This is a genomic window from Haliscomenobacter sp. (assembly GCF_965225875.1).
Lineage (GTDB): Bacteria > Bacteroidota > Bacteroidia > Chitinophagales > Saprospiraceae > Haliscomenobacter.
Genome location: NZ_CBDDBS010000002.1, coordinates 456,808 through 482,327, shown reverse-complemented (window position 1 = coordinate 482,327; position 25,520 = coordinate 456,808). Strand labels below are relative to the sequence as shown.

Below are 25,520 nucleotides of genomic sequence, written 5' to 3'. Positions count from 1 at the left end.
TCGAGTAATGAATGTCTTAAGCTAAGAAGCCCTGAAGGGGCGACATCAGTCGGTGGGATTATGTCGCCCCTTCAGGGCTGGTAGTGTGAATAGAGCTGGGCTGCTGGATCGAATGGGCGTCGCCCATTCTTGATGGGATATCGCCCTTTCAGGGCTAGTTCGCTGTCAACCAAACCGCCGAATATCCACTTCCCCCTCCATCGCCTTCCCCTCCAGCATCACCTCACTTAAATGCCTCGCCCAAAACGGTGCCAATGAAGCTCCTTTCGTCCCCAAACCATTGAAAATCCACAAGTTTGAAAACTCAGGATGCTGCCCCAAAAAAGGCCGTCGATCCTTCACCGTGGGCCGGATAGCCGCCCAATGATCCACTACTTTGAACGGCAGTTTCACCACCGTTTTTAAACGTTCCAGGAGTTCCTCCTGAGCCTGTTCTGTAGGCTGATCGTCCGTGAATTGCCAGGCGTAAGTGGCCCCAACCCAGTACAGGTCATTGCCGAGAGGGGCGAGGAAGGTATTGTTTTGTTTGACGATGTGCTCAAAACCCGCTCCGGGAATTTCCACAATCAACACTTCACCCTTGTCGCCACGAAAGGGGAGGTAGTTGAAAAAGGGGTTTTTGACCCCGCCGTAACCTTCACAAAAAACGACCCTTGAAGCATCAATATCTCCATAGGTGACTCCGTCTGGGTTGACAACCAGTTCATCGTACTGAAAATAATTTTTACTCAGTCGATTTTTTCCCAGCAAATGTTTTTGAAAAAAATCCAAAAAAACGCTGACGTTCAATTGCGCACTTTGTAGGGTTTGGCCATAGGCGAGGGTAGGGTAGAGGAGTGGTTCGAGTGGTGCCTTGTCGGCGTGATCACCCATGTAGGCCTGATAGCCGGGGTCACCTGCGCGGGCGAGCCAATCGTTTTCTTCTTTAGCGGAAGTGAGGGCACGCAGGATGCTGCGTTCGTGGAAAAACGGGCCGCCGAGTAATTGCTCCAACTCCCGGTAAGTTTGTCGGGCAAAAGGAATGAGTTCGTCCACCCGCCAGGATTTGACGAAGTAACGTCCCGTAACAGGATTGATCAAACCGGCAGCACGCCGGGAAGCTGAACCTGCACCATCGGGATCGATGACGTAAATGGAGGCACCAGCTTTTTCCAAAAAGTAGGCAAGAAGAGAACCAGCCAGGCCCTGGCCGACGATGAGGTAGTCAATTTTCATGGGAGTGGGTTGGGGGGGCAAACAGATTTAGGCGATATGGTCGGATTAAGTCTGGGGCTGGCGCTGGTACAAGTCTCCAGACTTGTACCAATATCAGCACGTCTCTGACGTGTAGTTGCTCAATATTTTCGCGTTGCGCGTGCGTCAGAGACGCAAAAATATTGGTACAAGTCAGAGACTTGTACCAGCGTGTCAGACACTTGTACCAGCTAGTTGGGGTTGTTTTTGCACATTTTACTGTAGTCTGAGAACCCCCGACCCCTAAAGGGAAGTACAGCTTACGTAAGTCGAAAATTCGATTTTTTATGCAGAAAGCCAAAATCTTAGGCATACGTAAAATGTACTCCCCTTTAGGGGTCGGGGGTTGGTAGATTCCAGCACAACCTTGCACTGAACCCACCGATAAAACCTTACTTATTGATGCATAAAACTCCATATCATCCTCCATTTTACCCCAAACCTTCCAATTCAACCTTCAACTTCTTCGGTAAACTCTCCACCACCAAATCATACGAATGATCGATCAGCTCCTGTAGCAGTTTATTGCTCAGACCAGCCTCACAATGCACGGTGTTCCAGTGCTTTTTGTTCATGTGGTAGCCTGGAAGTACGTCGTCGGGGTATTCTTCACGCAATTCGATGGCCCGCTCGGGGTCACATTTGAGGTTGATGGTTTGTACATCCACATCCAGGGGAACCAGTGCAAATATTTTGCCCATAACCTTTAGCACCATGGTAGTTTCACCGAAAGGAAAACTTTCTTCAACCCCTTTTTTTGCCAGGCAATAGGCGCAAACTTCTTCGACGTTCATAACGTTAGTTTGTGATTAAGAGCCTGTTTTCGTTTCCACCCAAAAAACTTAAACAAGCTCTAGAGCGGCTAAATTTATGAAAAATTCAGCCTACTTTGCACACAAAACAGGGACAAACATGCAGACCCAAAAACTCATTCAGGGGATTCACCACGTTACGGCCACCGTCAATGACGCGCAGGAGGACTACGATTTTTATACCCGCGTGCTGGGTATGCGACTTGTGAAAAAAACCGTGAATTTTGACAATGTACACGTATACCATTTTTATTATGCCGATGAGGTGGGCACTCCGGGAACTGTTTTTACCACCTTCCCTTACAAAGGCCAACCCAATGTAAAACAGGGAACCGAAGGTTCGGGTATGATCCTGACTACGGCATTATCAGTACCTACTGCTGCCTTGCCTTTTTGGGAACAACGCCTGCATGCCCACGGCGTTTTGTTGACCCACGGTGAACGCTTCGGGCAACCTTTTCTTTGGTTTCGGGACCCATCCGGCCTGCAAATTGAATTGATGGGAGATGATAGCGATACCCGTGCACCCTGGCTGAATCCTTCCGAACCGGAGATTACGGCTTACTTTGCCATTCGGGGTATTCACCACGTGATGTTGTCGGTCGCACCAGAGCATTGGCAGTCCATGATTGAGTTTTTAACTTCTGAAATGAACATGGCAGTGGCGGCAGAGGAAAACAACCGCATCCGCCTCAATGTCAACGGTGGCGGGGCTGGGCATTACCTGGAAATGCGCCGCGATGCCTATAGCCATAAGGGCCGCAACGGCATCGGCACCGTTCACCACGTGGCCTGGAAGGTAGCTGATGATGAAGCGTTGATGGCCATGCAGGCGCGGATCGCTGAACTGGGCCTGAATCCTACCGAATTCAGAGACCGCAAGTATTTTCATTCGGTGTATTTTAAACCTTCTGCGGGCATGTGGTTCGAAATGGCGACCATGCAACCCGGATTTACCGTGGATGAATCGCGGGAAGAGCTGGGTACTCATTTGCATTTGCCCGAATGGGAGGAGCCAAAGCGGGCGGAGATTGAGGCGGTATTGCCAAAATTGAGTTGAGGAATACATTAGAGAACCAACGCTTTCTAAGGTGCATCTTGAGTGCCGGAGGTTTCTTAGGTGGTGAAATAATTTTTTTACCACCTAAGAAACCTCCGGCACTTAAGCTACACCTCAGCTAATGAAGACCATGAAATCAAGATCGACTTTTCTACTTTTACTGCTCAGCGCATTTTCCATTAAAGCGCAAAACCTGAGCAAAGCCTTGCACCTCAACCAGCAGGAACATTTCCGAGGCGCACTACCTGTGATGGAAATCCAGGAAACGTACCAGAACCTGCAAAGCAAAAAACAAACCCGCACCCGTTCGCTTTACGACGCTGAACAAAAAATCATCCTTAAAGCGGTATACGAAAACGATCAACTCAGGGCCAAGGATACGATCACTTATCAAAATGCGGTAGGGGTAAAAAAGGCCACTATTTTTGAAACCTGGGCTGCAGATGGCACTTACGATCGCCGGACCGAAAACTACGTTTACGATACCCGTGGCTTTTTGGTGCGCATCCGGGAGTTCAGCAAAGATGGTTACCTGCGCTTTGAAACCCGCATTAAAAACGTGGGTCGGGGCCAACCTTACGTCATTGACAAATTTGACGACGACGACAACATGACCGGAGGAACCGAGGAGGCAGAGTACTTGCCAGAATTGAATCGCTATGTCGTTAAAAAAATGAATGTGCTGGGCAAAGAATCTTCCCGCGATACTTTTGTGCTTGATCCACAGCAGCGAGCCGCTTTTCCAGCCAAAGGCGAAACCTACAATGAAAAAGGAGACCTGATCAAATCCATCACGCCAAAAGCAGTCACTATTTACGATTATCGCTACGATGAACAGGGCAACTGGATAGAGAAAAAAGGCTTCTTGGTAGAAATGGAAAAAGGTAAGGAAAAAAAGGTTTTGTTGGAGAAATGGGAGCGGAAGATCAGTTATAAACCTAAATCCTGAAGCGATTAAAAGCTGCATGGTTCAATTTTCTCAACTCCTCAATTATCTTTGTCGCCAATATCCAAACAAAGAAAACAACACAACCGTGGCAGGAAGTATTTTTGGCAGTGCCTTTCGCATCAGTACCTTTGGAGAATCACATGGCAAGGCCATTGGAGTCATTATCGACGGTTGCCCAGCTGGACTAGACATCGATGAAGCTTTCATCCAGGCCGAACTGGATCGCCGCAAACCCGGCCAATCAGCCATCGTCACCCAACGCAAAGAGAGCGATACCGTACAAATTCTCTCCGGCATTTTTGAGGGCAAAAGTACCGGCACACCCATCGGCATGCTCATTCCCAACGACGACCAGCGTTCTCATGATTATGGCCATATTGCCGATAAATACCGCCCTTCTCACGCAGATTTCACCTATCAGGAAAAATACGGTGTTCGCGACTACCGGGGTGGCGGCCGCTCCTCAGCCCGTGAAACGGCAGCCCGGGTAGCAGCTGGCGCCATTGCCAAATTGTTTTTGGCACAAAACGGAGTGAATATTCAGGCTTATGTCAGTCAGGTCGGGCCCCTTATTTTGCAAAAAAGCGCGGATGAACTGGACCTCTCGCTGACCGAATCCAACGACGTGCGTTGCCCCGACCCGGAAATGGCTGTCCAAATGATCGACCTGATCAAAGCCGTGCGCAAGGATGGGGATACCATCGGTGGGGTGGTGAGTGCGGTGATCACGGGTTGCCCGGTAGGACTGGGCGAACCTGCCTTTGATAAACTCCACGCCGATCTGGGCAAAGCCATGCTCAGCATCAATGCCTGCAAGGGTTTTGAATATGGCTCTGGTTTCGCCGGAGTAAGTATGCGCGGCTCGGAACACAACGACGTTTTTTACCAAGAAAATGGCAAAATCAAAACCCGCACGAATCATTCTGGCGGCATTCAAGGTGGTATTTCCAACGGCATGGAAATCACTTTTCGGGTAGCCTTTAAACCCGTAGCCACCATTATCCCCGCCCAGGAATCGGTCAACACACAAGGTGAAAGTGTGGAGGTAACTGGTCGCGGTCGGCATGACCCCTGTGTGTTGCCCCGGGCAGTGCCGATTGTAGAGTCGATGGCGGCGCTGGTGTTGGCGGATCACTTGTTGCGGCAAAGAATGACGAAGAGTGAAAAGTGAAAAGTAAAAAATAATTGTATATAGAGGAGAGGCTTTATTTTTCAGGGAAAATTTTATTTTTGATAAAAAAACAGCTATGCCATCTAAAAAATATTTCAAGAACCTTATTGTAGATGCAAAAATAGGGAAAGCATTAGTCGAAATGATGAAGTTGACGGAAGATAATGGCCAAGATGACTTGTACAATGATTTACTACTGCTTTCTTCTCGCTACAAGCGCAATGAGGACCAGCTTAATCGAGGTGTCATTGATACCCGGGACTACGACTTGGCAATCAACCGCATTTCCAATACATTGAATGAATACGTTGAGCAGTTGGAAATAAAAGAGGAAGAGGAAACTGGCACGACTAAGCCTGCCACAACAGCTGTAGCGGATGCCGCTCCGGATAGATTTGTAGCTCTGCCGGCTGAAAAACCTAAAAAAATAAAGTACGTTGAAAAGGCTTTCCGAGAAATTGAGCCTTACTCAAATCAAGGACTCGCCCTAATCGTAACCGCTACTGATACAGAGACTTCAGCCTTACATCAAAAAATGACCCCACTGCCTAATGAAGAAGGGTTATTTGAAGTGAAAAAAGATAACGCTACTTATTTTTTGGGCAAACTAGGGAATTTCGTCATTGCGAATGTTGAATGCGGCAGTATGGGATCTACAGCCTCAATGGGTTCTATCATAACGGTTTCAAATGCCATCAGTGCTCTCCAACCCAAATTTGTATTGATGGTTGGCATTGCATTTGGTGTTGATGCTTTCAAGCAGAACATTGGAGATGTATTGGTTTCTGAACATATCATTCCATATGAAACACAAAGAATAGGCAATGATCAGGACGTTTGGAGAGGTACTAAACCAGAAGCCAGCAACACCTTACGTGATAATTTCAAAAACCTTCGCGATTGGGAATATACTTTGCCAAATGGGGAGGAAGCAAGCTTGGAACTATGTGACATTTTATCAGGTGAAAAATTAATTGACAATCTGAGTCTACGAGATGAAATGATTAAACAGTTTCCAACTGCTAAAGGTGGAGAAATGGAAGGAGCAGGACTCTATGCTGCTTGTCAAAGCAAAAAAGTAGACTGGATTCTGATCAAATCCATATGCGACTTTGCTGACGGCAATAAAGGAAGTGGTAAAAAAGATAAACAAGCATTGGCCATTGATACTGCGCTTCATGCCTGCTTGCATGTTTTTAACAAAAAATATGTGTTTGAAGCCCTTGGATTGAACGCACTTCAGGAAGCTTGATCTGTTTAGGCAGTAGTCCACGTGTTCGAAATGTGGACTATTGCCTAATTTGAATTTCACCAGTGGTATTTTTATCACTCATCACTTGTCACTTTTCCTCTCCCCCGCCTTTCGTTTGAAACTCCGGATAAAATCCGCAAAAGAGTCGTACTCTTTTCTGAAACTCAAGCCTGTGCCCACTTGAAACCTTCGTCCACCCACATCGGGTTGCAGCTTTTGGAAAATGCGCAATTTGAGGTTGCGGTCAGGGGTGATGGCATATTCGATGACCACGTCGGTACCCACAAAAGTATTGACCTCCGTACCCGGCACATTGTTTTGGATGTTGCCCCCCACCTGTACCGAAAGGCGGTCTTTGAGGAAGTAGGGTTTGAGGCTGAACTGAAATTCGTTGCTGCCACTGCTGGTCAGGGCCTGCCGCACATTGAAGTTGATGTCGGAAAGAACACCTTCCCCCACCAGGTCTTTCAACAATTCGGTAACCATTAAGGATACTTGATTGGAGACCAATTCACTCACCGAATTGAGCGCAAAGGCGCGGGCCTGGGTGCCCAGTGCAAAATCTGCGGGCAGAAATTGACCAAAGAGGATCAAACCCGAAACCTGTTTGTTCAATTCGTTTTGATCCTGTTTGAGGACCCGAATTTTACTTTCCACATAACTTTGCAGGTCACCCCGCAGGTTGGGAAAAAACAAGTCAAAATCTATGGTTGGTTTAAGCAAATCGCCCCGCAATTTCATCCGCAAATCGATGCTGGTATTGGTATTGGCTGCTGCTTTTAATTCATCGGAAGCAGCTACGAGGTATTCCTGAATAAAGCTATAAACCGACGCACTCAGATCACGGTACTCCGCTTCCAGGTTGATGATGGCGCCAAAAGGGTCGCCATTCCAGGTAAGGGTACCTCCTTCTTTAACTCGGAATCCTTTGTTGAACAAGTTGTAGAGCGTAAAGAGGTATTCGCCCTCGTCGATCACGATTTCGCCAAACATCTTAAAATCACCACCCCGGGGCACTGAGATTTGTACAGCCCCACGCCCTGCTCCCTTGATGACGTCCCCTGATTGTTCGTTAAAAATGATCTGCATTTCTGCGCCACGTTGCACGGTGATGTCCAGGTTAATGCCGACCCCGGTGAGTTCCCGTTCGTCCTTGGTTTTTTCGGTTTTGGGCGTTTTTTCTACAAAACGGACAAAATTCAATTGCCCCACTTTGCGCTCGTTGCTAACCGGGATGATCAAACGAGAACCTTCACCTACTGAGGCGATCACGGAAATATCGGGCCGCTGGAAGGAGCCAGAAAAATTGATTTTGCCCATCCCAATGGCCTGGCCGTAAAACTGTTCATTGTCGCCTTTTTTGGTGTCAAGCGCAAAGAAGGGTTCAAGGGTATTTAAACTGGCGTTGAAGCCAAACCTTTTGAGGTGATCGTGGCGAATACCCCCATCCAGGCGAGCGCGGTTTTTGCGCTTGTCGTACAAAACCATGCCAGACAAGTCAAAAAGAAAGTTGTCCACTTCCACGTTAGCCCGCTCAAAGGTATAATTCGTTTTGAGGTAGTCCACCGTCATTCCTCCTTTCATCAGGTACATATTGCCCGCAATGTTGGGGTTGTTAAAATCGCCGTTGACATGTATATCTGTATCAAAATAGCCGTATAGGTTTTTAAAAACATCCCCTACGAAATAGTCGGCGATGTTGAGTGGATAAGAATGGATATTGAGATTGGCATCGAAATATCTGGCTTGCTGCTCGGTACTTTCACCAAAAGTGCTGAGGTTGTAATAGCCTTCCAACAACAATTGAGCGGTATCTTTGGTGAGCGAAAAATAGGCCTCCAGCGGGTGTTGGCGGTCTTGCATTTTTACATCCAGGCGCATCAGGCCCCAATCGTCCTGATTGATAAAAAGGGTATCACTGACCAGGGATAAGCCGAGATTTTTTAAACCTAGCAAATCCTCTGCCCGGGCTTCCAGGTTACAACGACCGCTAAATTCCATCGGCTCAAAATTGAGGTAGCCATTGAGCAGACCCATATCCATGTTGTTCATGGCCAGTTTGACCCCTTTGCGGCCCAAACGATCGAGGCGAATGGACTTTTTGCCATCCTGGAGCACAAAGTCCTGGACATCAATGTAATCTTTGCCAAAAACGATGGTGTTGCGCGGGTTGATGGACCAATTGGTATTCAACAGGTGCAAATCGGAGTTGCTCAGGCGCATCAGCATGGTACTGCTGTCGCGGATGTAAAAACGCCCATCCAGGTTGACTTTGGACAAAACCTTGGAGGATTTGTCGGCATAAGTCAGTCCAAAATCAATCGTATCCCGATCGACCGAGGTTTGCAGCGTGATATTGGGTAGTTTTTGTTTGTCATTGATGTTCAGCGAGGCCGTATTGAGTGTGATAAAACCTTGACCATTACTTAAATCAATGCGCAGGCCCAAATCCGTGGCGGCCATAGATCCAAAACGAAACTCTGGAGCATCCAGTTTGGTGACCAATTTTGCCGTGAGGTTGTCAAATTCTCCCGTCAGCGTGAAGTTTTTTAAGGGACCCAACTGGGCATTGAGCAATTCGTGTAAGCCCCCGCTGTTTTTAATTTTGATGTCGTACTTGAATTGTTGAGGCCGCAACAGGGAATCAATTTTATTCAACTTAAAGCGTTGGGCAAAACCAGGGAAATTGTCATAAATAAAAAGTTGAAATGCCGCCGGGATTTTTTCAATATCAAAGCGACCATTCAGATGAGCATCCATCACATCGGAGGCAATGTCCAACTTGCGATTGCCGGTACTATCCAGGGTAGACGAGATGTCAACAATTTTGAAGTGGTAAGTTTGGTCACCTTTGTTGAGGTCAAAGTCTTTAAATTCGGCTTTGCCGACTAAATCCACCAGGTTTTTGGCCTGAATGTTCACATCTACATTCCCGGTCAATACAATGTCTTCTTTGCTGAAATTGAGTTTTTGTAGGTTGAGTTTATTGATGGAAGAGTAAAAATTGTATTCGGGTATCTCTTTGGAAAGGTCAACTTTACCCGTAAAATTCAGATCGATGTTGTCATCGGCGATAACCAGATTCCCGTCAAATTTGCGGGACTTAAGCTCCCCTTGCATTTGGGCGTTGGTGTATTTGTATCCCTTGAATTCAAAACTTTTGATGTCTGCACTAAGCTTGGCCCGGGCGTTTTTACCAGCCAAGCCATACCCGTCGCCTTCACCTACTTTGGCAAGCAGGCTGATTTTCCCAAAATTGTTGTTGTCAGTCCATTTGCCCAGGTCAAAATTGTTGAGCACCACGGTTCCCGAATAAGAGGCCCGTTCGGGGCTTTCGGTATTTTTGAGAGAAACGTTCAGGTTGGCACTCCCAATGCTGGTGGACAATTGCCCGATGGTGGTGAAGCTGTTGAAAAAGCCGATAAAGTCACCCCGGTATTCCAGCTTGCCCAGTTTGTCAAAATTGCGGGGCAAGCTAAAATTGGGCAATAAATCGCGCAAAGTGCGCATGCTGGTGCTGAGCTGATCCATGCGCAATTCGATGGACTCGTTGTCTTTCACGGCCAGATTCCGGGCATCAAAACGGCCTTGTAAAAAAGTGCCATCGGGCAGCAATAGCCTGAATTTACGCCCATTCAAGTTGTTGACCAGACCATAAATTCGGCCATCGAGCGAGAGCGTCGTTTCTTTGTTTTTGCGAAAAAAAGGATTTGTAGTCAAATCCGAAGCAAAGGCCATGATGTCGCGCATGGCAATTTGGGCGCCATTGAATCGGTTGTCCATCCGCACGAGATTGGGGAAATCGCCAAAATCGTCGAAAGAGTCAAACTTCAACTGAATGGTATCGCCGATGTTGGAATGTGGGGTGACGAGGGCAGCCCCGTTGAGGGTGATTTCCTGGGAACTAACAATGGCTTCTTTGGCGGCCAAACGGGACAACTCAAAGCCGCTTTTTTCACGGAGTGAAATGTTCCCCAGGTTGCCCGAAAAGACATTGTTGCTGATTTTGAAGTTTTGGATTTTGATGTCGATATCGCGCACTTCCATGTGGGCAAAATCGATGGTATCGCGGGCAACCTTAATTTTAGGCGATTTGCGGTAATTGTGTACGTTAAAAACGGATTCGGAAAAATCAATTTCGGCCACATCAACTTTCCAGCGGGTTGTATCTACGGCACTACTGTCCACTGGTACTTGTTCTTCAATTTCAGTCAAAGAGTCCTCATAACCAGGGCCATAATCCAGTTCGTCAATTAGCACTCTGGCCCCTTTGAATCGAATGTATTTGGCCTGAATTATTTTTTTAGGCAGGTTCATTTTATCTATGGCGATCCGACCCCGGTAGATTTTGATTTCCATCCTTTGTCCCCGATGGAGGTCATTTTTGAGAAAACTGACCTTGTCAAGGTTGAGTTTTTTAATCGCAAGTGCAAAGGGCTTTTTTTCTTTTTTAGGGGCTTCTGGTTGGGGTGGAAAAAGCCGTTGCAGCAAAATCTCCAAATTGTTCATTTCTGAAGCAGGCGCTTTTTGAATGTTGAAGCGCCCCTCAGCGATGCTCAGTACATCAAAAACCAAACCTTCACGGATTAATGTGATGGGGCTGAGTTTGATTTGAGCGCTCAGACTTTTGCAAAACAGCAAGGTATCGCCTTGGTCATCTTCGATATAGACATCATTGAGCACCACTTGATTGAAAAAACTCAGGCGGAAATGGCCCACTTCGGTGCGGGTATGGGTGGTTTTGGAAATGGCTTTGGTGACCTCATCGATGACCCATTCCTGTATGATGGGGATCTGAAAAAGCAGGAATAAAACCGTTACGCTTACTGCTGTTACAGTAAGCGTGATCCTGAGGGTGGCAGCAACCCGACGGTATATTTGCCAAAGCACCCACCGGATTTCGCGCCAATTTTGCTTCGTTTTTGGTTCCTGATTCTCCATTCTGCAATAAAAACCCAAAACTACGGCAAAATGACAGGTTTGCGCCTTACATTAACAAAAATTTAGTACGGCTTTGTACCGTACTTCGTACTATTTGATATTTTGCTCGGAGGACATAAATTGCCCCTGGCTTTAGCCTGGGGTATCGGGACACCCTCTTGATTGGACTTTAGTCCTGGCTTGAAAATTAAGACTTGGGCTAAAGCCCGATCAAGAGGGCATCCCGATCCACGCGCTAAAGCACGTGGCAATTTATTTCCTCTGCTTCCAAAAGACAAAAATGTTTGGTAATATGATCAAACCTACATCTCATTTCATATGGTAGCTGCCTACTTTGAACAATTCCGTGGCCCCATTCAGCTGGCCACTTTACCAGACCCTACACCCCGAGCAGGTGCAGTGGTCATTCGTGTACACGCCACTGGCATTTGCCGCAGTGATTGGCATGGCTGGCAAGGCCACGATTCGGATGTACACCTGCCGCATGTGCCTGGCCATGAACTGGCGGGAACCGTGGAAGCGATAGGAGCTGGGGTGAAAAAATGGAAACCAGGTGATCGAGTTACTGTGCCTTTTTGTGTTGGTTGTGGCGATTGCCCACAATGCCACCAAGGGCAGCAACAGATTTGCGACCATTATTTTCAGCCCGGGTTTACAGCTTGGGGTTCCTTTGCCGAATACGTAGCCATCGACCATGCCGATCACAATCTGGTGCGTTTACCCGATGAAATGGACTTTAGTACGGCGGCCGTTTTGGGTTGTCGCTTCATCACGGCCTGGCGCGGGGTTACTGCTCAAGGACGAGTTCGAGGCGGAGAATGGGTGGCGGTGTACGGTTGTGGCGGGGTGGGTTTGTCGGCCATCATGATTGCTGCCGCTTTTGGTGCCCAGCCCATTGCGATTGACATTGATGAAGAAAAACTGGCCCTGGCGCTTTCTCTGGGGGCGGTAGCAGCGGTCAATGTGCGCAAAACCCCGGATGTGGTGGCAGCGGTGCGCGAGATCAGCAAGGGTGGCACCCAATTGTCGGTAGATGCCCTGGGCAGCCATGAAACCTGTAAAAACTCCATCCTCAGCTTGCGCAAGCGAGGCCGCCATGTACAAATGGGCCTTTTGGCCGGCGATCAGGCCAATCCACCACTACCGATGGGGGCCGTGATTGCCAACGAATTGGAGATCATCGGGAGCCACGGTATGCAGGCGCATCAGTTTCCCAGCATGTTGGACATGATTGTTGCTGGAAAAATTCAACCACAGCGGATGTTGGGTAAGGTTGTTTCATTGGAACAGGGCATTCAGGAGTTGATGGATTTGAATTCGTTTCGAGGAAATGGGGTGACGGTGATTGGGTTTCCAGGGTGATATTACATGATGAGATACAAATAACCTCTACTCAACTTTTATTTAACATGTGTAAAGTATTTTGTTGCCCAAATGATTTACTCATGAGAATGTACCTTTTTACCATCCTGCTTCTATTGAACACAGGATTGATTTCAGCGCAAAATGTTGCACCTGAGACTAAATTTTTGGTGCAACCCTATCTCCAATTTTCCACCCAAAACGGCATGTATGTGCTCTGGGAAACCAAAGAGCCCGCCAGCACCCTTGTACAATTCGGGGAAGCCCGAGCCAAAGTAGATCAAGTTGTACTCGACCGGGAAGCTCGGCTGGATGGTACCCGCCTGATGCACGAAGTATTGCTCGACAACCTGAAACCCGAAACCAATTATTTCTGGCAGGTGACCGCCATAACCCAATCTGGTGAAAAGATTCAATCGCCTGTTTACACCTTTAAAACGGCGGTAAAAGACAGTAGTGCATACCTGTTTGGCCTGGTTGGCGACACCCAACGCAATAACCGTACGCCCTGGGCCTGGGGTAAAATTGCCGAAAAACTGTGGCAGGATCGCCCCAATTTTGTGGTTCACGCCGGGGATGTGGTGGATCAGGGTATGGATAAAAACGATTGGGTGGACAATTTTTTTCCCAATGGTCAGATCTTGATGAGCCGGGTGCCCGTATACACCGCCATTGGGAACCACGAACAAGACGCGCCTTACTACTACCAATACATGGCGGCACCCGCCCCGGAATACTACTATACTTTTAAATACGGTAATGCGCAGTTTTTTATGATCGACTCCAATCGCGACCTCAGTGAAGGCTCTGAGCAATACAACTGGTTGGAATGGGAGTTGTCCAAATCTACGGCTACCTGGAAAATCGCCGTACACCACCATCCTCCATATTCCTCCGACTCCGACGATCATGGTAACACTGCCAGAGAGTTGTCTGCGTTGGGCGGAAGCAATGCCCGCAACCTGGTACCGCTGTATGAACGTTACGGATTGGATTTTTGCCTCTTTGGCCATACCCACCTTTATGAACGTACCTGGCCCCTCAAGGAAAACCGGATCAACATGAAGGATGGTGTGGTGTACATCAATTCCGGTGGGGCAGGGGGTGGCCTGGAAGAGTTTGCGCCTACCCGGAGTTGGTTTACGACGGACTTACAAATCGTGCACCACTACTGCACTTTCGCCATATTTGAAAACAATCTGGTGTTCAAAGCCATCGACCATGAAGGCCGTTTGTTTGATGCCTTTCAAATGCAAAAAGATGCTGCCAAAGGAAAAACCGCAAGTGTAATCCAGCCGCCTGCGCCGCAAATTAATGCAAGTGCCACCTTGTTTCAGGATCAAACAAAAGTCGCTTTATCGGCTGCTTTTGAAGGATTACAAGTGCGGTATACCCTGGACGGCTCGGAACCCACCCTAAACAGTGCTTTGTACAAGCAAGAATTGGTCATCAGGCAAAGTACTGTACTCAAAACTCGTGCGTATACGCAGGATGGTCGGGCCAGTCGGGTAATGAGTATGGATTTGCGGAAAATGGCCGCACAGCCAGCACAAAAAGTCAAAAAAACGGAAAAAGGACTGAAATTCAGCTACTACGAAGGAGACTGGACTAAGCTCCCCGATTTTAAAACCTTGACGCCAGTAAAAACGGGCATCAGTAATCAGGTGGGCCTGGCAGAAATCGGCCATCGTGACAACCTGTTTGCAGTGGCCTTGGAAGGTTATATTGAGGTGGCTGAAACCGGAGCAAAAACCTTGTACCTCAGTGCTGACAATGGTGCCAAATTATACTTGAATGATCAATTGATGATTGACCAAACTGGTGATCATCCCTCCATCAAAAAAATGGCTCAAACTTTATTGGCGGCAGGAAAACACAAAATCCGGATTGAATATTTTGAGTTGAGTGGCTCTCAGTTTTTGCAGGCGGGATGGTGGGAAGATAAGGTGGGGGCGGTGCCGTTTACACCGTTTCAGTTACACCATGAATAGTTGAGGAGGTTGAGAAGGTTGAGGGAGGTTGAGGCTGCCGCAGCGACTTGGACGTAGTCCTTGTCTAAGTTGCTGCGGTAGCCTCAACATTCTCAACCTCCCTCAACCTTCTCAACCATCACAATCATCACAGTTTGACAATCAATGTCGTCGTAAACGACCTTCCATCCGAAGGCCAAACCCCCGGCCCCGGATAAATCGTAGGCCGCTTGGTGAAATACTGCGTATCTGTGAAGTTGCTCACACTGGCCCGTAGAGAGAAATGTTTGTTGAAACGGTAGGTCGCGTTGAAGTCGAACAAACCGTAGGCAGGAACAGTGCCTTTGGAGCCATTGGGACTTGGATTAACCGTGTTTTCAGGGTCAGAATAACTCATGGCTACCCAGCTGTACTGAAGTGCTGCGCTAAGTTTGTGGTAACGGCCTTGTATTCCATTTCGCGTCATCCACTCTGGCGTAGATTCGATCCGATTACCTGCAATTTCGGTGATTTTTCCTCCCGTTACCAAAGTACCTTGCACATACCGGGCATCAAAATAAGAGGTGGAGGTAAAGACGCTGATGCTGCCACTTTTGGTTTGTAGCACATTCACTTCGGTGTAAAACTCGACCCCACGAGTGATGGTATTGCCCAGGTTGGTTTTGAACACCAGTGATTGGCCATTCTCCTGAATGATGGTGCTGCCCATGCGGTTGTTGTAATGGAGGGCAAAAACGGATACGTCAAAATGTACGCGGTTGCGCCAGTTGCCCCGGATACCCAGTTCAGCATTGAATCCTTTGGCGTCCAAAAGGTTGGTGTCAATTTTTTCCAGCGCATTAGCCGGAATCACATCCGCAAAAATGACCGGGCGGTAAGCTTCGGAAATCCCCGCGTACAAACTGGCAAAGCCATTGAGTTTGTACTGTGCACTGGCTCCAAACAGTGGAAAACGGTGCATGATTTGATTGGGCACTTTAGCTGGCGCCAGATATGAAATGGTGCCCGTCATGTCGGTGGTGCCATTTTCTACCCGCATACCAGCAGACACCGACAAGCGTGGGTTCAACTGCAACAAGTGCTCGGCAAATACAGCGATGTTCCCGGTGCGGAACCACAAATCCCGGCCATAACCAGGCGTAACCAAACTCAGGTCGTAGTCAAAACCAGCCGTACCTTTGCCGATTTGTTGACGGTTCAGGTCATTGTTGATGTAGCGTACGCCAGCAATGGTGGTGTGTTTGATGCCACCCGTGTTGAACTGGTGTTTGAAACGTGCTTCGGCGGTGAAGCTGTTGAAGTTATCAATGTCTACCTGGCGATTGGAATAAACACCTGCAGCATTGGGAACGTCCAGTTTGTCGGCAAAACCTACAAACATCACACTGTTGCGGGTACCGTACAAGCCATTGGCAATAACGCTGAGTTGGGTACGGGGGCTGATTTTCCAATCCAAATTGAGGGAAGGGACCCAGATGTCAGGGGCGTAATAATTGCGGGCACGTGTGGATTGCCGTGGATTGTCATAAAACAACCCATCAGAAAGCGGCCCAGGGATGTGGTAGTTGTAGTAGGAGTGGGCGACTTCCGCTTTGAGGGTCAAATTGGGTGAAAAAGCATAAGCCATGGAAAGGAATTGGCCATTGGATTTGCTGTCGCCGTTGTCGCGGTAGCCATCCGAAGCGCGGTTGTGCGCATAGGCATAATAGCTGAATTTGCCAATTTTGCCACCAATGGCGTGGTACATGCTGCGGGTGTCGAAGGAACCGTAATTGAGCTGGCCTTCGTAAGAAATTTTGCGGGTAGTATCCGCCGTTTTGGTGACGTAATTGATCATTCCACCAAAAGTAGCACCATACTGCAAAGAGGCTGTTCCCCGGATCAGTTCTACTTTTTCCACACTCTCCATCGGGGCGCTAAAGTGACTGGCGGGGTAGCCGTACAAGTCGCTGTTGGTCATCACCCCATTGAGGCGTACGTTGTATTCCCAGGAGCGGTGTGGGTCGAGGCCACGGGTGGCGATGTTGATTTGGTTGCCCGAGCCATCCATGTCGTACACAAAAACGCCGGGGACTTTGGCAAACAATTGACGCCCCGTTTTGTCGGCCAGGTTGACATCCATATCGGCGATTGAAATCACCTCGTTTTTTTTGCCCGAGGCGATGTAGGTGCCGACTACTTCTGGCAAACGTTCAATCACGGTTTGTTGCTGGCTTAACTCCCGTACCGTGAAGGTATTGAGGTCAATACTGGTGGCGGTCAGGCTTACCTCCACGTAAAGATCGGATTTGACGGCTACTTCCTGGGGCAGGTAACCAAGCAGTGAAATGGACAAGATCTGCTGCTGCCCGGGTTGGGCAGCGATTTCAAAACGCCCTTCGGCGTTGCTTTCCACCCCGGTGTTGCTTCCTTTCCAGAGGATAGCTGCCCCTTTGAGCGGCTGGTTTTGGGCGTCGGTGATGCGTCCTTTTACCACTTGGCCTTGGACCAAAAATGGCAAAAAACACAAAAGCCCGAGTAAATACTTGGACATAGGATTACAATTTTTTCAAGAGTTAGAGTAAAAAATGTGTGTTAGAGTAAAAAAGAAAATATAAGTACCCGTAGGTTTTAGGACAAAGATATCTTGCGCCCCAAAAGCCTGAAATGACAAACGTTAGATAATCCTTTGTTAGTGAAGTTGTATGTAGATAGGAATGCTCACCTGCAATGAGTGCAAAAGTAACACAGCATAGGTAAAAATAAAAACGCAAAGTCGTTTTTTAACGCATTTTAAGCACTTTTTAATGTTGTGAGCAGAACTTGTTTGACAAGGAAGAGTGAGAACATTAACAAAAAAGGGTGCAAGCAGTCGAACTCAACTGCTTGCACCCTACTAAAATCGGGATTCATACTTAGAGCCAGTCTAATTGTTTTTTATAACTTTAACGAGGGCGTATTTGCCATTGCTTTTGACTTTGACCAATAAAACTCCCTTATAATCCAGGTTTTGGATCTGGAAGGCATGTTTGTCGGTAATATTGGATGATTTAACCACCCGTAGTACTCTGCCCAGCGCATCGATGACTTCAAGCTCAAGCGGGTTGGACTTTTCCAGCTTTACTTCGATGTTTAAAACTTCATTAAATGGATTGGGGTAAGCATAAACGACTGGCTTAATATCTTCCAGGCTGTTGGTTGATACAATTTTGCCAACAAAGGGATACAAGTTAAAGGATTGACTATCAAAATAGGCCAACCTGTTCGGAATGGTCTGGGTTATCTTGTTGAAATCCGCGGTTGAGATTTTTGAAGCCCTGTATTTGACCATCAACCAAGGCAAAAAGCTTTCAGCAATATCTTCCCTGGTAGGATTATCCCGTGCATAAGTAGAAATAAAATTCCCATCCTTACTTTGAGCGGTTTTCCAACCAGACGAAGCTGCATGCGCAAAATCCAAGGAGGTATGCGCTGCTTCATGAACTAAAGTTTCTTCAATAATCCCAGAAGCTTCATAAGCAGCTGATTGTCCTGTATGAATGAGTATAGAATTATTTCCTCCACCAAATGGTTGTACACCTTGATGTATCCAGATTTGATCCACATCTAATCTCAAGCAAAAAGGCAACTGGCCAATTAAACGGGCATATTTTTCTGCTTCAACTTTTGCTAATTCAAGCGTTCCAAATTCTGGATTAACTACGGCTTCTGAAAATACCCCATCTTTCCATACCACATCAAACAAATAGGCATTAATGTTTATCCAGTTGTTTACTCTTCTATCATAAACTTGTCGCTGACCGCGCCCGGCATAGGTCGTACTTTTAATAGAAGATGAGTCTGACGAGGTGATAATGTCAGGGTCAATGAAAATAGTTCCGGAATAGGGTGGAGTCTGAGCTTCCATTTTGAAAAAACTCAGAGCTGAAAAAACTGCGACAAAAAAAATATACAATCTCATGACAACGTGTTACACTATTTTTCAAAATCAGTTAGCAGCTTCATGTAGCGCATAGGGTTCCCAAACAGGAGCAACCCTTTGCGCTGCATTCAAATTGTAGGTTAATTTTTCAAAACCTTCACCATACCATATTTGCCGTTGCTTTTTACTTTGACAAATAAAATTCCCTTATGATCCAGGTTTTGGATCTGGAAAAAATGTTTGCCCGTAACATTGGGTGATTTAAGTACCCTTAGTACTCTGCCCAGCGCATCGATGACTTCAAGTTCAAGAGCATTAGGTTTTTCAAGGCTTACTTCGACATTTAAAACTTCATTAAAGGGGTTGGGATACGCATTGATTGAATAAATGGGTAAAATATCATGGGTGGGGGTGGTTGTAGCTGGAGAACCAGAGGGGTTGTATCCATTCAAGCGCAAATCCACCGGGGGCATCCAGGTATTGTCTCCATTGAAGATTTTTTTCATAAAATTAGCCCGCTGAGTACTGGTAATGCCAGGTGACTGAAACCATTCCACGGCTCTTGGCCCAGGGTAGGTATAAGTACTAAAACGACTATTGAACCAACTTTGCAAATCGTAACAAAAACATTCAGAGCTTCGGCCCCTTTCTGCATCACACATGTTGTTGGCGTCAATTATTGGAATCCAACCAGCCAAATCCATTAACGCATGACCAAATTCATGTACACCATGATCAAATTTTCTGAATTCCGTGTCCAGGGGACGATTCGTAATTCCGACCTTGTTGGTAAGCTCTTCAGATACCAAAATCCATTTTTTAAAGGCTCCATAACCAGATGAACCTCTCAAGCGGGCAACGCTAGAACTACTAAAACCCGTTGTGAAAAATTGATTGGGGACAGCGCTATTCAGGTCATTTTTATTGATCAAAATCAAACTTTGGCCTTTCATGGCTGCAAGTGTTTTAACCAGGTTTGGATCTACTTTAGGGTCGGAGGGTTTGGGCGCAACAACGGCATTCATCATGTTGTTGATGACAAAATAATAATTGACGATCACCCAGTCGCTGCTGGTATTGGTTGCAAAAAAGGTGACGCCATTGAGTCCTTTGAGGAATTTGTTGTAAGTTGCAGCTATAGCGCTTGCAAATATATTTAAGCTGACATTGGGGTTGTCTACATAATACAAATCAATGTTAGCCTTGGTGGGTAGAGGCAGGAAATAATCTCTAACCATTTGATTAAACTGAAATACCCAGGTCTGATTTTTATTGCCGGTAGCAGGGTTATCTGATTGTACCCCGGTACTGAAAGACAGCGCTTTTGTGGCAGTGACCCCGATCAATTGGAAGGCATTGGTGCCAAACTTGGTGACATCCGATTGCTTCACTTCCCATTCGCGCACGCCTTGACCCGTTGAAAAGGTAAGTGTACCTGAAGCAGAAAGCAAAAGTGGGAAATTTTCTCCTTTGGCCTTGTTGATCAATAGTCGTTTTCCGCCTCCAAGGTCTTTGCATCGCCAAAGGAATCGATCACAATTTCCGGTCGAAGGGATGAGTTCCATCAGCAGCTTGTCATTGCTGTCAAAGGTAAGCCCCTTTTTTTGGTCAACTTGGATTGCGGCACTCTCCAGGAGTATTTTGGATTGTATAAAAAACCAGAACCCATCATCGGTCATTTCCGGGCTTACGCCGATGTACTTTGGGGTTAAATTGGCCCAACTGGTGCCATTCCATCTTTGGTACGCTCCCTGGAGGTCAATTTTAATGAGTTGATTGTCGTTGTCTTGCAACAATTTCGCATTGCTGCCGATTAATGTTGCCTGGTTTCCAGTTCCACTGAGGGCCCAAACGCTGTTGTCTGATTGTTTAATGTAGTAGGTCTTGTTGTCTATAGTGATGATTTGCATGATGTCCAGCCAGTTGTTGGTGCCAAGGCTGCTGAAGAGTTTGATCTGGCTATCATTTTGATGTGCAACGATTTGCCCGTTTTCGCAACGCAGTAAATCACAACCGGAAAGTATTTGGTTGGCACCATCAAACACCAGGTCTCCCGATAAAGAGAGCGTTTTCTGCTGACAAAAGAGCATTTGTTTTAAATAGTCAGTATCAAAATTCTCATTGAGAAAAATTTTATGCCGGGCTTGACCAGTTTTTTTTATGGCCAAAACGTCTTGTTGTTGGCCCGCACCAGTATTGGTATTGGTTACATAGCCAAAATATTTATTAAAAGCTTCTACCCCCGTAGTGATCACCTTGGGTGTTGATCCAGTTTGTTCGTACAAGGTGTTGTCCTGGAGGTAAAAATTCCGAGTAACATTATTGATGGAGATGCTGGTAGATTGCAGCACCAGCAGGTCATAAGTACCCTTGGCCAATTGCCATCCATCTACCACAATGTAGTAAGTGCCGGGGTCTAGATACCGCTTGATCGTAGACTCTTTTAGGCCTGAATTCCCGCCGCCGGAATCAACAAAATCATTGTTGTTGCAGGACCTGAGCAGGATAAGATCCAATGCCGCCGATTTATTGCTGAGTTTGATGGATACATCGCCACCCGTCCATTCCAGTTTGTGCACAACCTCGGGGCCAGTCAATTGCCACCAGGGGTCGTTGTTGTAGGTGGATACATTGCTTTTACCGTTGGTGCTGGTATTGCCCTGGATGGTTTTTCCAATGGTGACCACGGGAGCATTAGTGCAATTCAGCTGGGCAAAAGCCTCTACGCTATTGAGGAGTAATAAACCTGCACATAACATTTTCAGGGTGTGAACGACAAACAAGCAGTACAAGTTGGATTTTTTGTTCGGGCTCAAAAGGCTAGTTAGCGGTTGCATGGTTTTTAGGTGTTTTGATTTTACCATAGTTTTTTATGCATAAAAATAGCCCCTTCCCCCACCTGCATTTGCTTTGCGTAGGGCGATGTTCTAAACGGTAGCCACTATGTTCTGAATGGTAATTTTTACTTCATTTTAATGCAGCGCACATGGTTACCAACCCGGGTATCCTGCCCTTTGATTTTGACAATGCCCAGGTTATTTACTTCGAAGGAATAAGCTTCTTTTTTGGGGGTGTTGGCTACCCGGTCAATGCTCCACCAAAATCCAATGGCATTTTGTAAACCCGAGCCATAACTGTCGATGCGGCCGTTCAGGGTTGCGTTAAAGCCGCTGTCTCCACCGGTGAGTAGTCTTTTCCCGGCCACGCCTAAGCCGCCAAGTTGTTCGATCAACTCCTCCCAATCTGCTTTAGTAGGAATCCTGAAACCTTCCGGGCAAATGGCGCAGTTTTGAATGGTTCGATAATTATAAATGATCCCTTTATTACCCAAATCTTTATTGTCGTAAAAGGCATAGTGCGGATGAAGTGTATCGTAAAAAGCAACGCCAGGGCCTCGTTCCAGGCCATCTGAAAAGATGACTTTCAGGTCATTGTTACATTCAATTTTGTTGTTCCGCAGGTCTTCAGCCATCCAGGTTTGGGTGCCAATTTTGATGGTTTTGTATTGGTTTCCGCCCTTATCGGTGCAAAAGCCTACCAGAGTATCCTTTTTCTCAGAAGTATTCCCTGATTCTTGGGTCGTAGAGGTTGAACAACTTGAGGTAAGAAGATTCCAACAGAAAATGGCAAGGTAAACGAGTGGTACAATAATTTTAGGCAATTTCATGGTGGCACAATTGAAGGAAACAAGCGATTGTTCGAGTAGCTCTGCTTGGTTCTAATCCGTAAAACTACAAAGGAATTTTTATACCTTTCAGGCAACTTCAACAAAAAGGATTAGATGTATGAGAAGGCTGTTCACTTTTACTTTCATGAGTATGATACTGCTCCTGGGAATAAAATGGGCAGCGTTGGCTCAATCATCCAAAGCACTCGTCCCGGTACAATTGCAACAAACCTTACGCAAGGCCAAACAACTCATTGACTTATCCCGGAGCGACAGTGCGATTTATCATCTCTCACCGCTCATCCAACAATTGGAAGAGCAAAATTTAACCCATACTTCTTTTTGTTTAGATGTAAACTTGAATCTGGGTATTGCGCATGCCGATGACAACCAGAATGTGCAAGCCATGCGGATACTCAACACCGTAAAAGATCAAAGTCGCATAAAAGGTCAGTGGCAGATCTATACAGAGGCTTGCCTAGGTTTGGCTCAGTTGCAGCAAAAATTACTCAGACCAAATCAGGCCAAAACCAACCTCGACGATGCTCGGAGCGTGATTGTTCTACATGGTTTAAGTGCCACATATCCTGCTTTGGCAATAACTAGCGCATCCTGGCATTACAACTTTGGCTATCCCGATAGTGTGAGGTATTATGCTTTGGATGCCATCAAAAGTGCCCAAAAATTCAATCTTCCAGTTTTGCTCGCAGATGGCTACACCTTAATGGGGCTTTATGAAGAAGAGGCTCAACCTCGGACAGCAATCACTTACCATCAACAATCAGTGGATGTTTTTCGTAAAATGCACAATTATAAGAGCTTAAGTGAAGAATACCTGCACATTGTGGGCTTATATTTAAAATTGGTGGATTACCATAAAGCCAGCTTGTATGTCGATTCTGCTATTGTAACTGCCTATCAGTCGATAGCAGTTGGAGATGAAAAAAATGCTACTTTACACGAGGCCTATTTGAATAAGGGCGGGATTTTCAAACAAGTTGGCAGGTTTGATTCTGCTTATTTTTATTCGAATCGGGGCTGGTCGCAAAAGGTTTTGTTTATGGAACTGCAAGACCACCATCGCGCGGTAGAAGTGGACGAAAAATACAAAGACGAACAGCGCACGCAGCAACTCAAAATACAAGAACAACTCCTCGTTTTGGAGCGACAACGCTTTCGTGGTGCCTTGATCATGGCCTGCATCACCCTGTTTTTGACCAGCATTTTGGTGTATTATTATTTGCGCTTGCGAAAAGCCAATCGGATTACCAGGCAACAGTCTAAAACCATTCTTGAAACGAACGATAAACTGTCTCACTCCCTTGAACAACAGATCATGCTGCAAGGCGAAATTCACCATCGGGTGAAAAACAACCTCCAGGTGATCATCAGTTTGTTGGAACTGCAAAAAGAAGACATCAAAGACGAAAACACCCGCAATGGATTGGAAGCAATGTCGTCCAGAATCTATGCGATTGCTGCGGTACATGATGTGTTGTACCATGGACAAGAAGGGCAACTGGTCGACTTTTTGAATTACACCAAAAAACTATGTTCACACCTCCAGCAAGCCATGGCCCGGGAAGACTCAACGTTTAAGCTAAAAATCCCGGAGCAGCTCTTCAATTTAGACACCCTGATTCCGCTTGGGATTATGCTGAATGAATTGATTACCAATAGTTTTAAATATGGACATCAAAAGGGCAGCCCAACGCTGATTGATATTCAGTTAAAACCCGAACAAAATGGATTCTATTTGTATTACAAAGACAATGGACCTGGCTTTGCAAGTGGCCACTTAGAGGGGCGGGAAGGCGGCCTCGGGGCCTATTTGATCAGAAGTATGGCTCGCCAATTAAGGGGGCGTGTGGAGTCGCAAAACGATGGAGGAGCCAGTTACACTATTTTTTTTCAGGAAAAAAATGCGCTTAACTTAGCTCAGGTTTAATTTAGGAGAATCCAATTCATTAAACAATGCGATCTTGAGAAAGTGGAAGATTCTAATCGTCGAAGATGAAATCTTAATTGCAGATACGCTTCAAAGGTACCTGGAACAGCAGGGGTATCAGGTGAGCGGTATTGCCATTTCTTATGAGGAAGCGGTAGAACTTTTTACAGCGGAGCAGCCCGACATGGTGCTGATTGATATTCGTTTGAGTGGGCCTAAAACCGGGATTGACCTGGCCCTCTTCCTTCAGCAGCAAACCCAACCGGTACCTTTTATATACCTGACCTCACAAACCGACAAAAAGAATATTGATCAGGCCAAACAAACCTTTCCGGCGTCTTTTTTAACCAAACCCATCCAGGCCTCAGCCCTTTATGCCAATATAGAAATTGCCCTGCACAAACAAGAGACTCAAAACCTCCATGAAACCAAACTCAGTATCTATGATGGGGCGAACATGTACCTGGTACCAGCAGAAGACATTTTGTACTTAAAGGCAGATCATGTCTACGTTGAAGTGTACACAAAACATCAAGGCATCCTGATTCAACGCAAATCTTTAACGGAAATGCTGGAAGATTTACCCCTTCCTCCTTTCCTTCAAGTTCACCGCAGTTTTGTGATCAACCTGAAAGCGATCACGGGCTGGCAACATCATTGCGTTTTTATTCATGATACTACTATTCCTATTAGCCGCTCCAGAAGAAAGGAAATTCTAAAGTATTTGGAAGAGATGGCCTGAACTATTGAAACATTTTTCTACTAGTGGACTTGTTTGACAAAAAACAGCGTATCTACTGCCATCCGAGGGAATTCCAGCGGTAAATCATCAGCGGCAACCCGATCAAAGCCATTTTTTTCATAAAACTTAACCGCTGCTTCAAGGCGGGGAACGGTACCCAACCAAATACTTTTCAGGCCATTTTTAATACACCATTCCAGGGCTATATCCATCAAGGATTGAGCCAGGCCATACGTTTTTCCCCGATACTCAGCTGCTACAAACATTTTGCGCAAGGCAGCCCGGTGTGGTGGGAATTCAATCAAAGCAATCGTGCCGATAACCCGATTTTCTGCACTGGTGGCTACCCAGAAATTGCCCCGACCTTGTTGGTAGACTTCGGGAATGGTGAACAAGTCGGGTTGATCATCAAGGGTGATGGGCACCTTGAATTCAATTTGCTGGATGGGCAAAATCAAGTCGATGATGCCTTGGCAGTGTTCGGGTTGGTAGGTTTGTATGGTGATCATTGG

At 46.5% G+C, this 25,520-nt stretch carries 16 protein-coding genes; 8 read left to right on the top strand and 8 right to left on the bottom strand.

All coding sequences use genetic code 11. The features are described 5' to 3' along the window. Positions 1-165 precede the first annotated feature (165 nt). Positions 166-1,215, bottom strand: a complete 1,050-nt coding sequence (locus tag ACO08K_RS04885; RefSeq protein WP_421795280.1) for an NAD(P)/FAD-dependent oxidoreductase — start codon at positions 1,213-1,215, stop codon at positions 166-168. A gap of 449 nt (positions 1,216-1,664) precedes the next feature. Then, entirely contained in the window at positions 1,665-2,027 is a 363-nt protein-coding gene (locus ACO08K_RS04880; RefSeq protein ID WP_421795279.1) for an MmcQ/YjbR family DNA-binding protein, read from the bottom strand. Between the two features lie 118 nt (positions 2,028-2,145). Here ACO08K_RS04880 and ACO08K_RS04875 point away from each other — a divergent pair, with 118 nt between their 5' ends. The 4 genes from ACO08K_RS04875 to ACO08K_RS04860 all read left to right on the top strand — a co-directional run bounded on the left by ACO08K_RS04875 (position 2,146) and on the right by ACO08K_RS04860 (position 6,477). Further along, complete coding sequence (locus tag ACO08K_RS04875; RefSeq protein WP_421795278.1) at positions 2,146-3,105, top strand: VOC family protein; 960 nt, start codon at positions 2,146-2,148, stop codon at positions 3,103-3,105. 130 nt (positions 3,106-3,235) lie between these two features. Continuing rightward, positions 3,236-4,054, top strand: coding sequence for a hypothetical protein (locus ACO08K_RS04870; protein ID WP_421795277.1), 819 nt, complete (start codon positions 3,236-3,238; stop codon positions 4,052-4,054). An 85-nt stretch (positions 4,055-4,139) separates the two neighbouring features. After that, positions 4,140-5,225, top strand: a complete 1,086-nt coding sequence (gene aroC, locus ACO08K_RS04865; RefSeq protein WP_421798286.1) for a chorismate synthase — start codon at positions 4,140-4,142, stop codon at positions 5,223-5,225. Positions 5,226-5,301: 76 nt separating this feature from the next. Further along, positions 5,302-6,477 carry a hypothetical protein gene (locus tag ACO08K_RS04860; RefSeq protein WP_421795276.1) on the top strand — a complete coding sequence of 392 codons (1,176 nt, stop codon included), beginning with the start codon at positions 5,302-5,304 and terminating at the stop codon, positions 6,475-6,477. An 81-nt stretch (positions 6,478-6,558) separates the two neighbouring features. Here the strand turns inward: ACO08K_RS04860 and ACO08K_RS04855 are convergent, their stop codons facing one another. Next, positions 6,559-11,367 (bottom strand): translocation/assembly module TamB domain-containing protein, encoded by a 4,809-nt coding sequence (locus tag ACO08K_RS04855; RefSeq protein WP_421795275.1) that lies wholly within the window; start codon positions 11,365-11,367, stop codon positions 6,559-6,561. 369 nt (positions 11,368-11,736) lie between these two features. Between ACO08K_RS04855 and ACO08K_RS04850 the strand changes: the two genes are divergently transcribed. Beyond that, a complete protein-coding gene (locus ACO08K_RS04850; protein ID WP_421795274.1) occupies positions 11,737-12,780 on the top strand; it encodes a zinc-dependent alcohol dehydrogenase family protein in 1,044 nt (347 codons plus the stop codon). An 83-nt stretch (positions 12,781-12,863) separates the two neighbouring features. After that, entirely contained in the window at positions 12,864-14,771 is a 1,908-nt protein-coding gene (locus ACO08K_RS04845) for a metallophosphoesterase (protein WP_421795273.1), read from the top strand. 127 nt (positions 14,772-14,898) lie between these two features. On the opposite strand, the gene ACO08K_RS04840 is transcribed toward ACO08K_RS04845, so the two are convergent. The 4 genes from ACO08K_RS04840 to ACO08K_RS04825 form a co-directional block, all read right to left on the bottom strand. Next, positions 14,899-17,283 (bottom strand): TonB-dependent receptor domain-containing protein, encoded by a 2,385-nt coding sequence (locus ACO08K_RS04840; RefSeq protein ID WP_421795272.1) that lies wholly within the window; start codon positions 17,281-17,283, stop codon positions 14,899-14,901. Positions 17,284-17,655: 372 nt separating this feature from the next. After that, complete coding sequence (locus tag ACO08K_RS04835; protein WP_421795271.1) at positions 17,656-18,690, bottom strand: T9SS type A sorting domain-containing protein; 1,035 nt, start codon at positions 18,688-18,690, stop codon at positions 17,656-17,658. Between the two features lie 101 nt (positions 18,691-18,791). After that, positions 18,792-21,488: a T9SS type A sorting domain-containing protein gene (locus tag ACO08K_RS04830; RefSeq protein ID WP_421795270.1), complete on the bottom strand. Its 2,697-nt coding sequence runs from the start codon at positions 21,486-21,488 to the stop codon at positions 18,792-18,794. Positions 21,489-21,613: 125 nt separating this feature from the next. Beyond that, positions 21,614-22,318 (bottom strand): FISUMP domain-containing protein, encoded by a 705-nt coding sequence (locus ACO08K_RS04825; RefSeq protein WP_421795269.1) that lies wholly within the window; start codon positions 22,316-22,318, stop codon positions 21,614-21,616. A 118-nt stretch (positions 22,319-22,436) separates the two neighbouring features. Here ACO08K_RS04825 and ACO08K_RS04820 point away from each other — a divergent pair, with 118 nt between their 5' ends. Together ACO08K_RS04820 and ACO08K_RS04815 are read left to right on the top strand one after the other, a co-directional pair. Beyond that, positions 22,437-24,266: a sensor histidine kinase gene (locus ACO08K_RS04820; protein WP_421795268.1), complete on the top strand. Its 1,830-nt coding sequence runs from the start codon at positions 22,437-22,439 to the stop codon at positions 24,264-24,266. A gap of 34 nt (positions 24,267-24,300) precedes the next feature. Next, positions 24,301-25,008: a LytR/AlgR family response regulator transcription factor gene (locus tag ACO08K_RS04815; RefSeq protein ID WP_421795267.1), complete on the top strand. Its 708-nt coding sequence runs from the start codon at positions 24,301-24,303 to the stop codon at positions 25,006-25,008. A 20-nt stretch (positions 25,009-25,028) separates the two neighbouring features. Here the strand turns inward: ACO08K_RS04815 and ACO08K_RS04810 are convergent, their stop codons facing one another. After that, positions 25,029-25,517: a GNAT family N-acetyltransferase gene (locus tag ACO08K_RS04810; protein ID WP_421795266.1), complete on the bottom strand. Its 489-nt coding sequence runs from the start codon at positions 25,515-25,517 to the stop codon at positions 25,029-25,031. Positions 25,518-25,520: the final 3 nt, after the last annotated feature.

Excerpts from the sequence above, each read along its gene's own strand:
- ACO08K_RS04840 (WP_421795272.1), bottom strand. The coding sequence starts at position 17,283 with ATGTCCAAGTATTTACTCGGGCTTTTGTGTTTTTTGCCATTTTTGGTC.
- ACO08K_RS04860 (WP_421795276.1), top strand. The coding sequence starts at position 5,302 with ATGCCATCTAAAAAATATTTCAAGAACCTTATTGTAGATGCAAAAATA.
- ACO08K_RS04845 (WP_421795273.1), top strand. The coding sequence starts at position 12,864 with ATGAGAATGTACCTTTTTACCATCCTGCTTCTATTGAACACAGGATTG.
- ACO08K_RS04850 (WP_421795274.1), top strand. The coding sequence starts at position 11,737 with ATGGTAGCTGCCTACTTTGAACAATTCCGTGGCCCCATTCAGCTGGCC.
- ACO08K_RS04870 (WP_421795277.1), top strand. The coding sequence starts at position 3,236 with ATGAAATCAAGATCGACTTTTCTACTTTTACTGCTCAGCGCATTTTCC.
- ACO08K_RS04835 (WP_421795271.1), bottom strand. The coding sequence starts at position 18,690 with ATGAGATTGTATATTTTTTTTGTCGCAGTTTTTTCAGCTCTGAGTTTT.
- ACO08K_RS04825 (WP_421795269.1), bottom strand. The coding sequence starts at position 22,318 with ATGAAATTGCCTAAAATTATTGTACCACTCGTTTACCTTGCCATTTTC.
- ACO08K_RS04820 (WP_421795268.1), top strand. The coding sequence starts at position 22,437 with ATGAGAAGGCTGTTCACTTTTACTTTCATGAGTATGATACTGCTCCTG.
- ACO08K_RS04810 (WP_421795266.1), bottom strand. The coding sequence starts at position 25,517 with ATGATCACCATACAAACCTACCAACCCGAACACTGCCAAGGCATCATC.
- ACO08K_RS04885 (WP_421795280.1), bottom strand. The coding sequence starts at position 1,215 with ATGAAAATTGACTACCTCATCGTCGGCCAGGGCCTGGCTGGTTCTCTT.
- ACO08K_RS04880 (WP_421795279.1), bottom strand. The coding sequence starts at position 2,027 with ATGAACGTCGAAGAAGTTTGCGCCTATTGCCTGGCAAAAAAAGGGGTT.
- ACO08K_RS04875 (WP_421795278.1), top strand. The coding sequence starts at position 2,146 with ATGCAGACCCAAAAACTCATTCAGGGGATTCACCACGTTACGGCCACC.
- ACO08K_RS04830 (WP_421795270.1), bottom strand. The coding sequence starts at position 21,488 with ATGCAACCGCTAACTAGCCTTTTGAGCCCGAACAAAAAATCCAACTTG.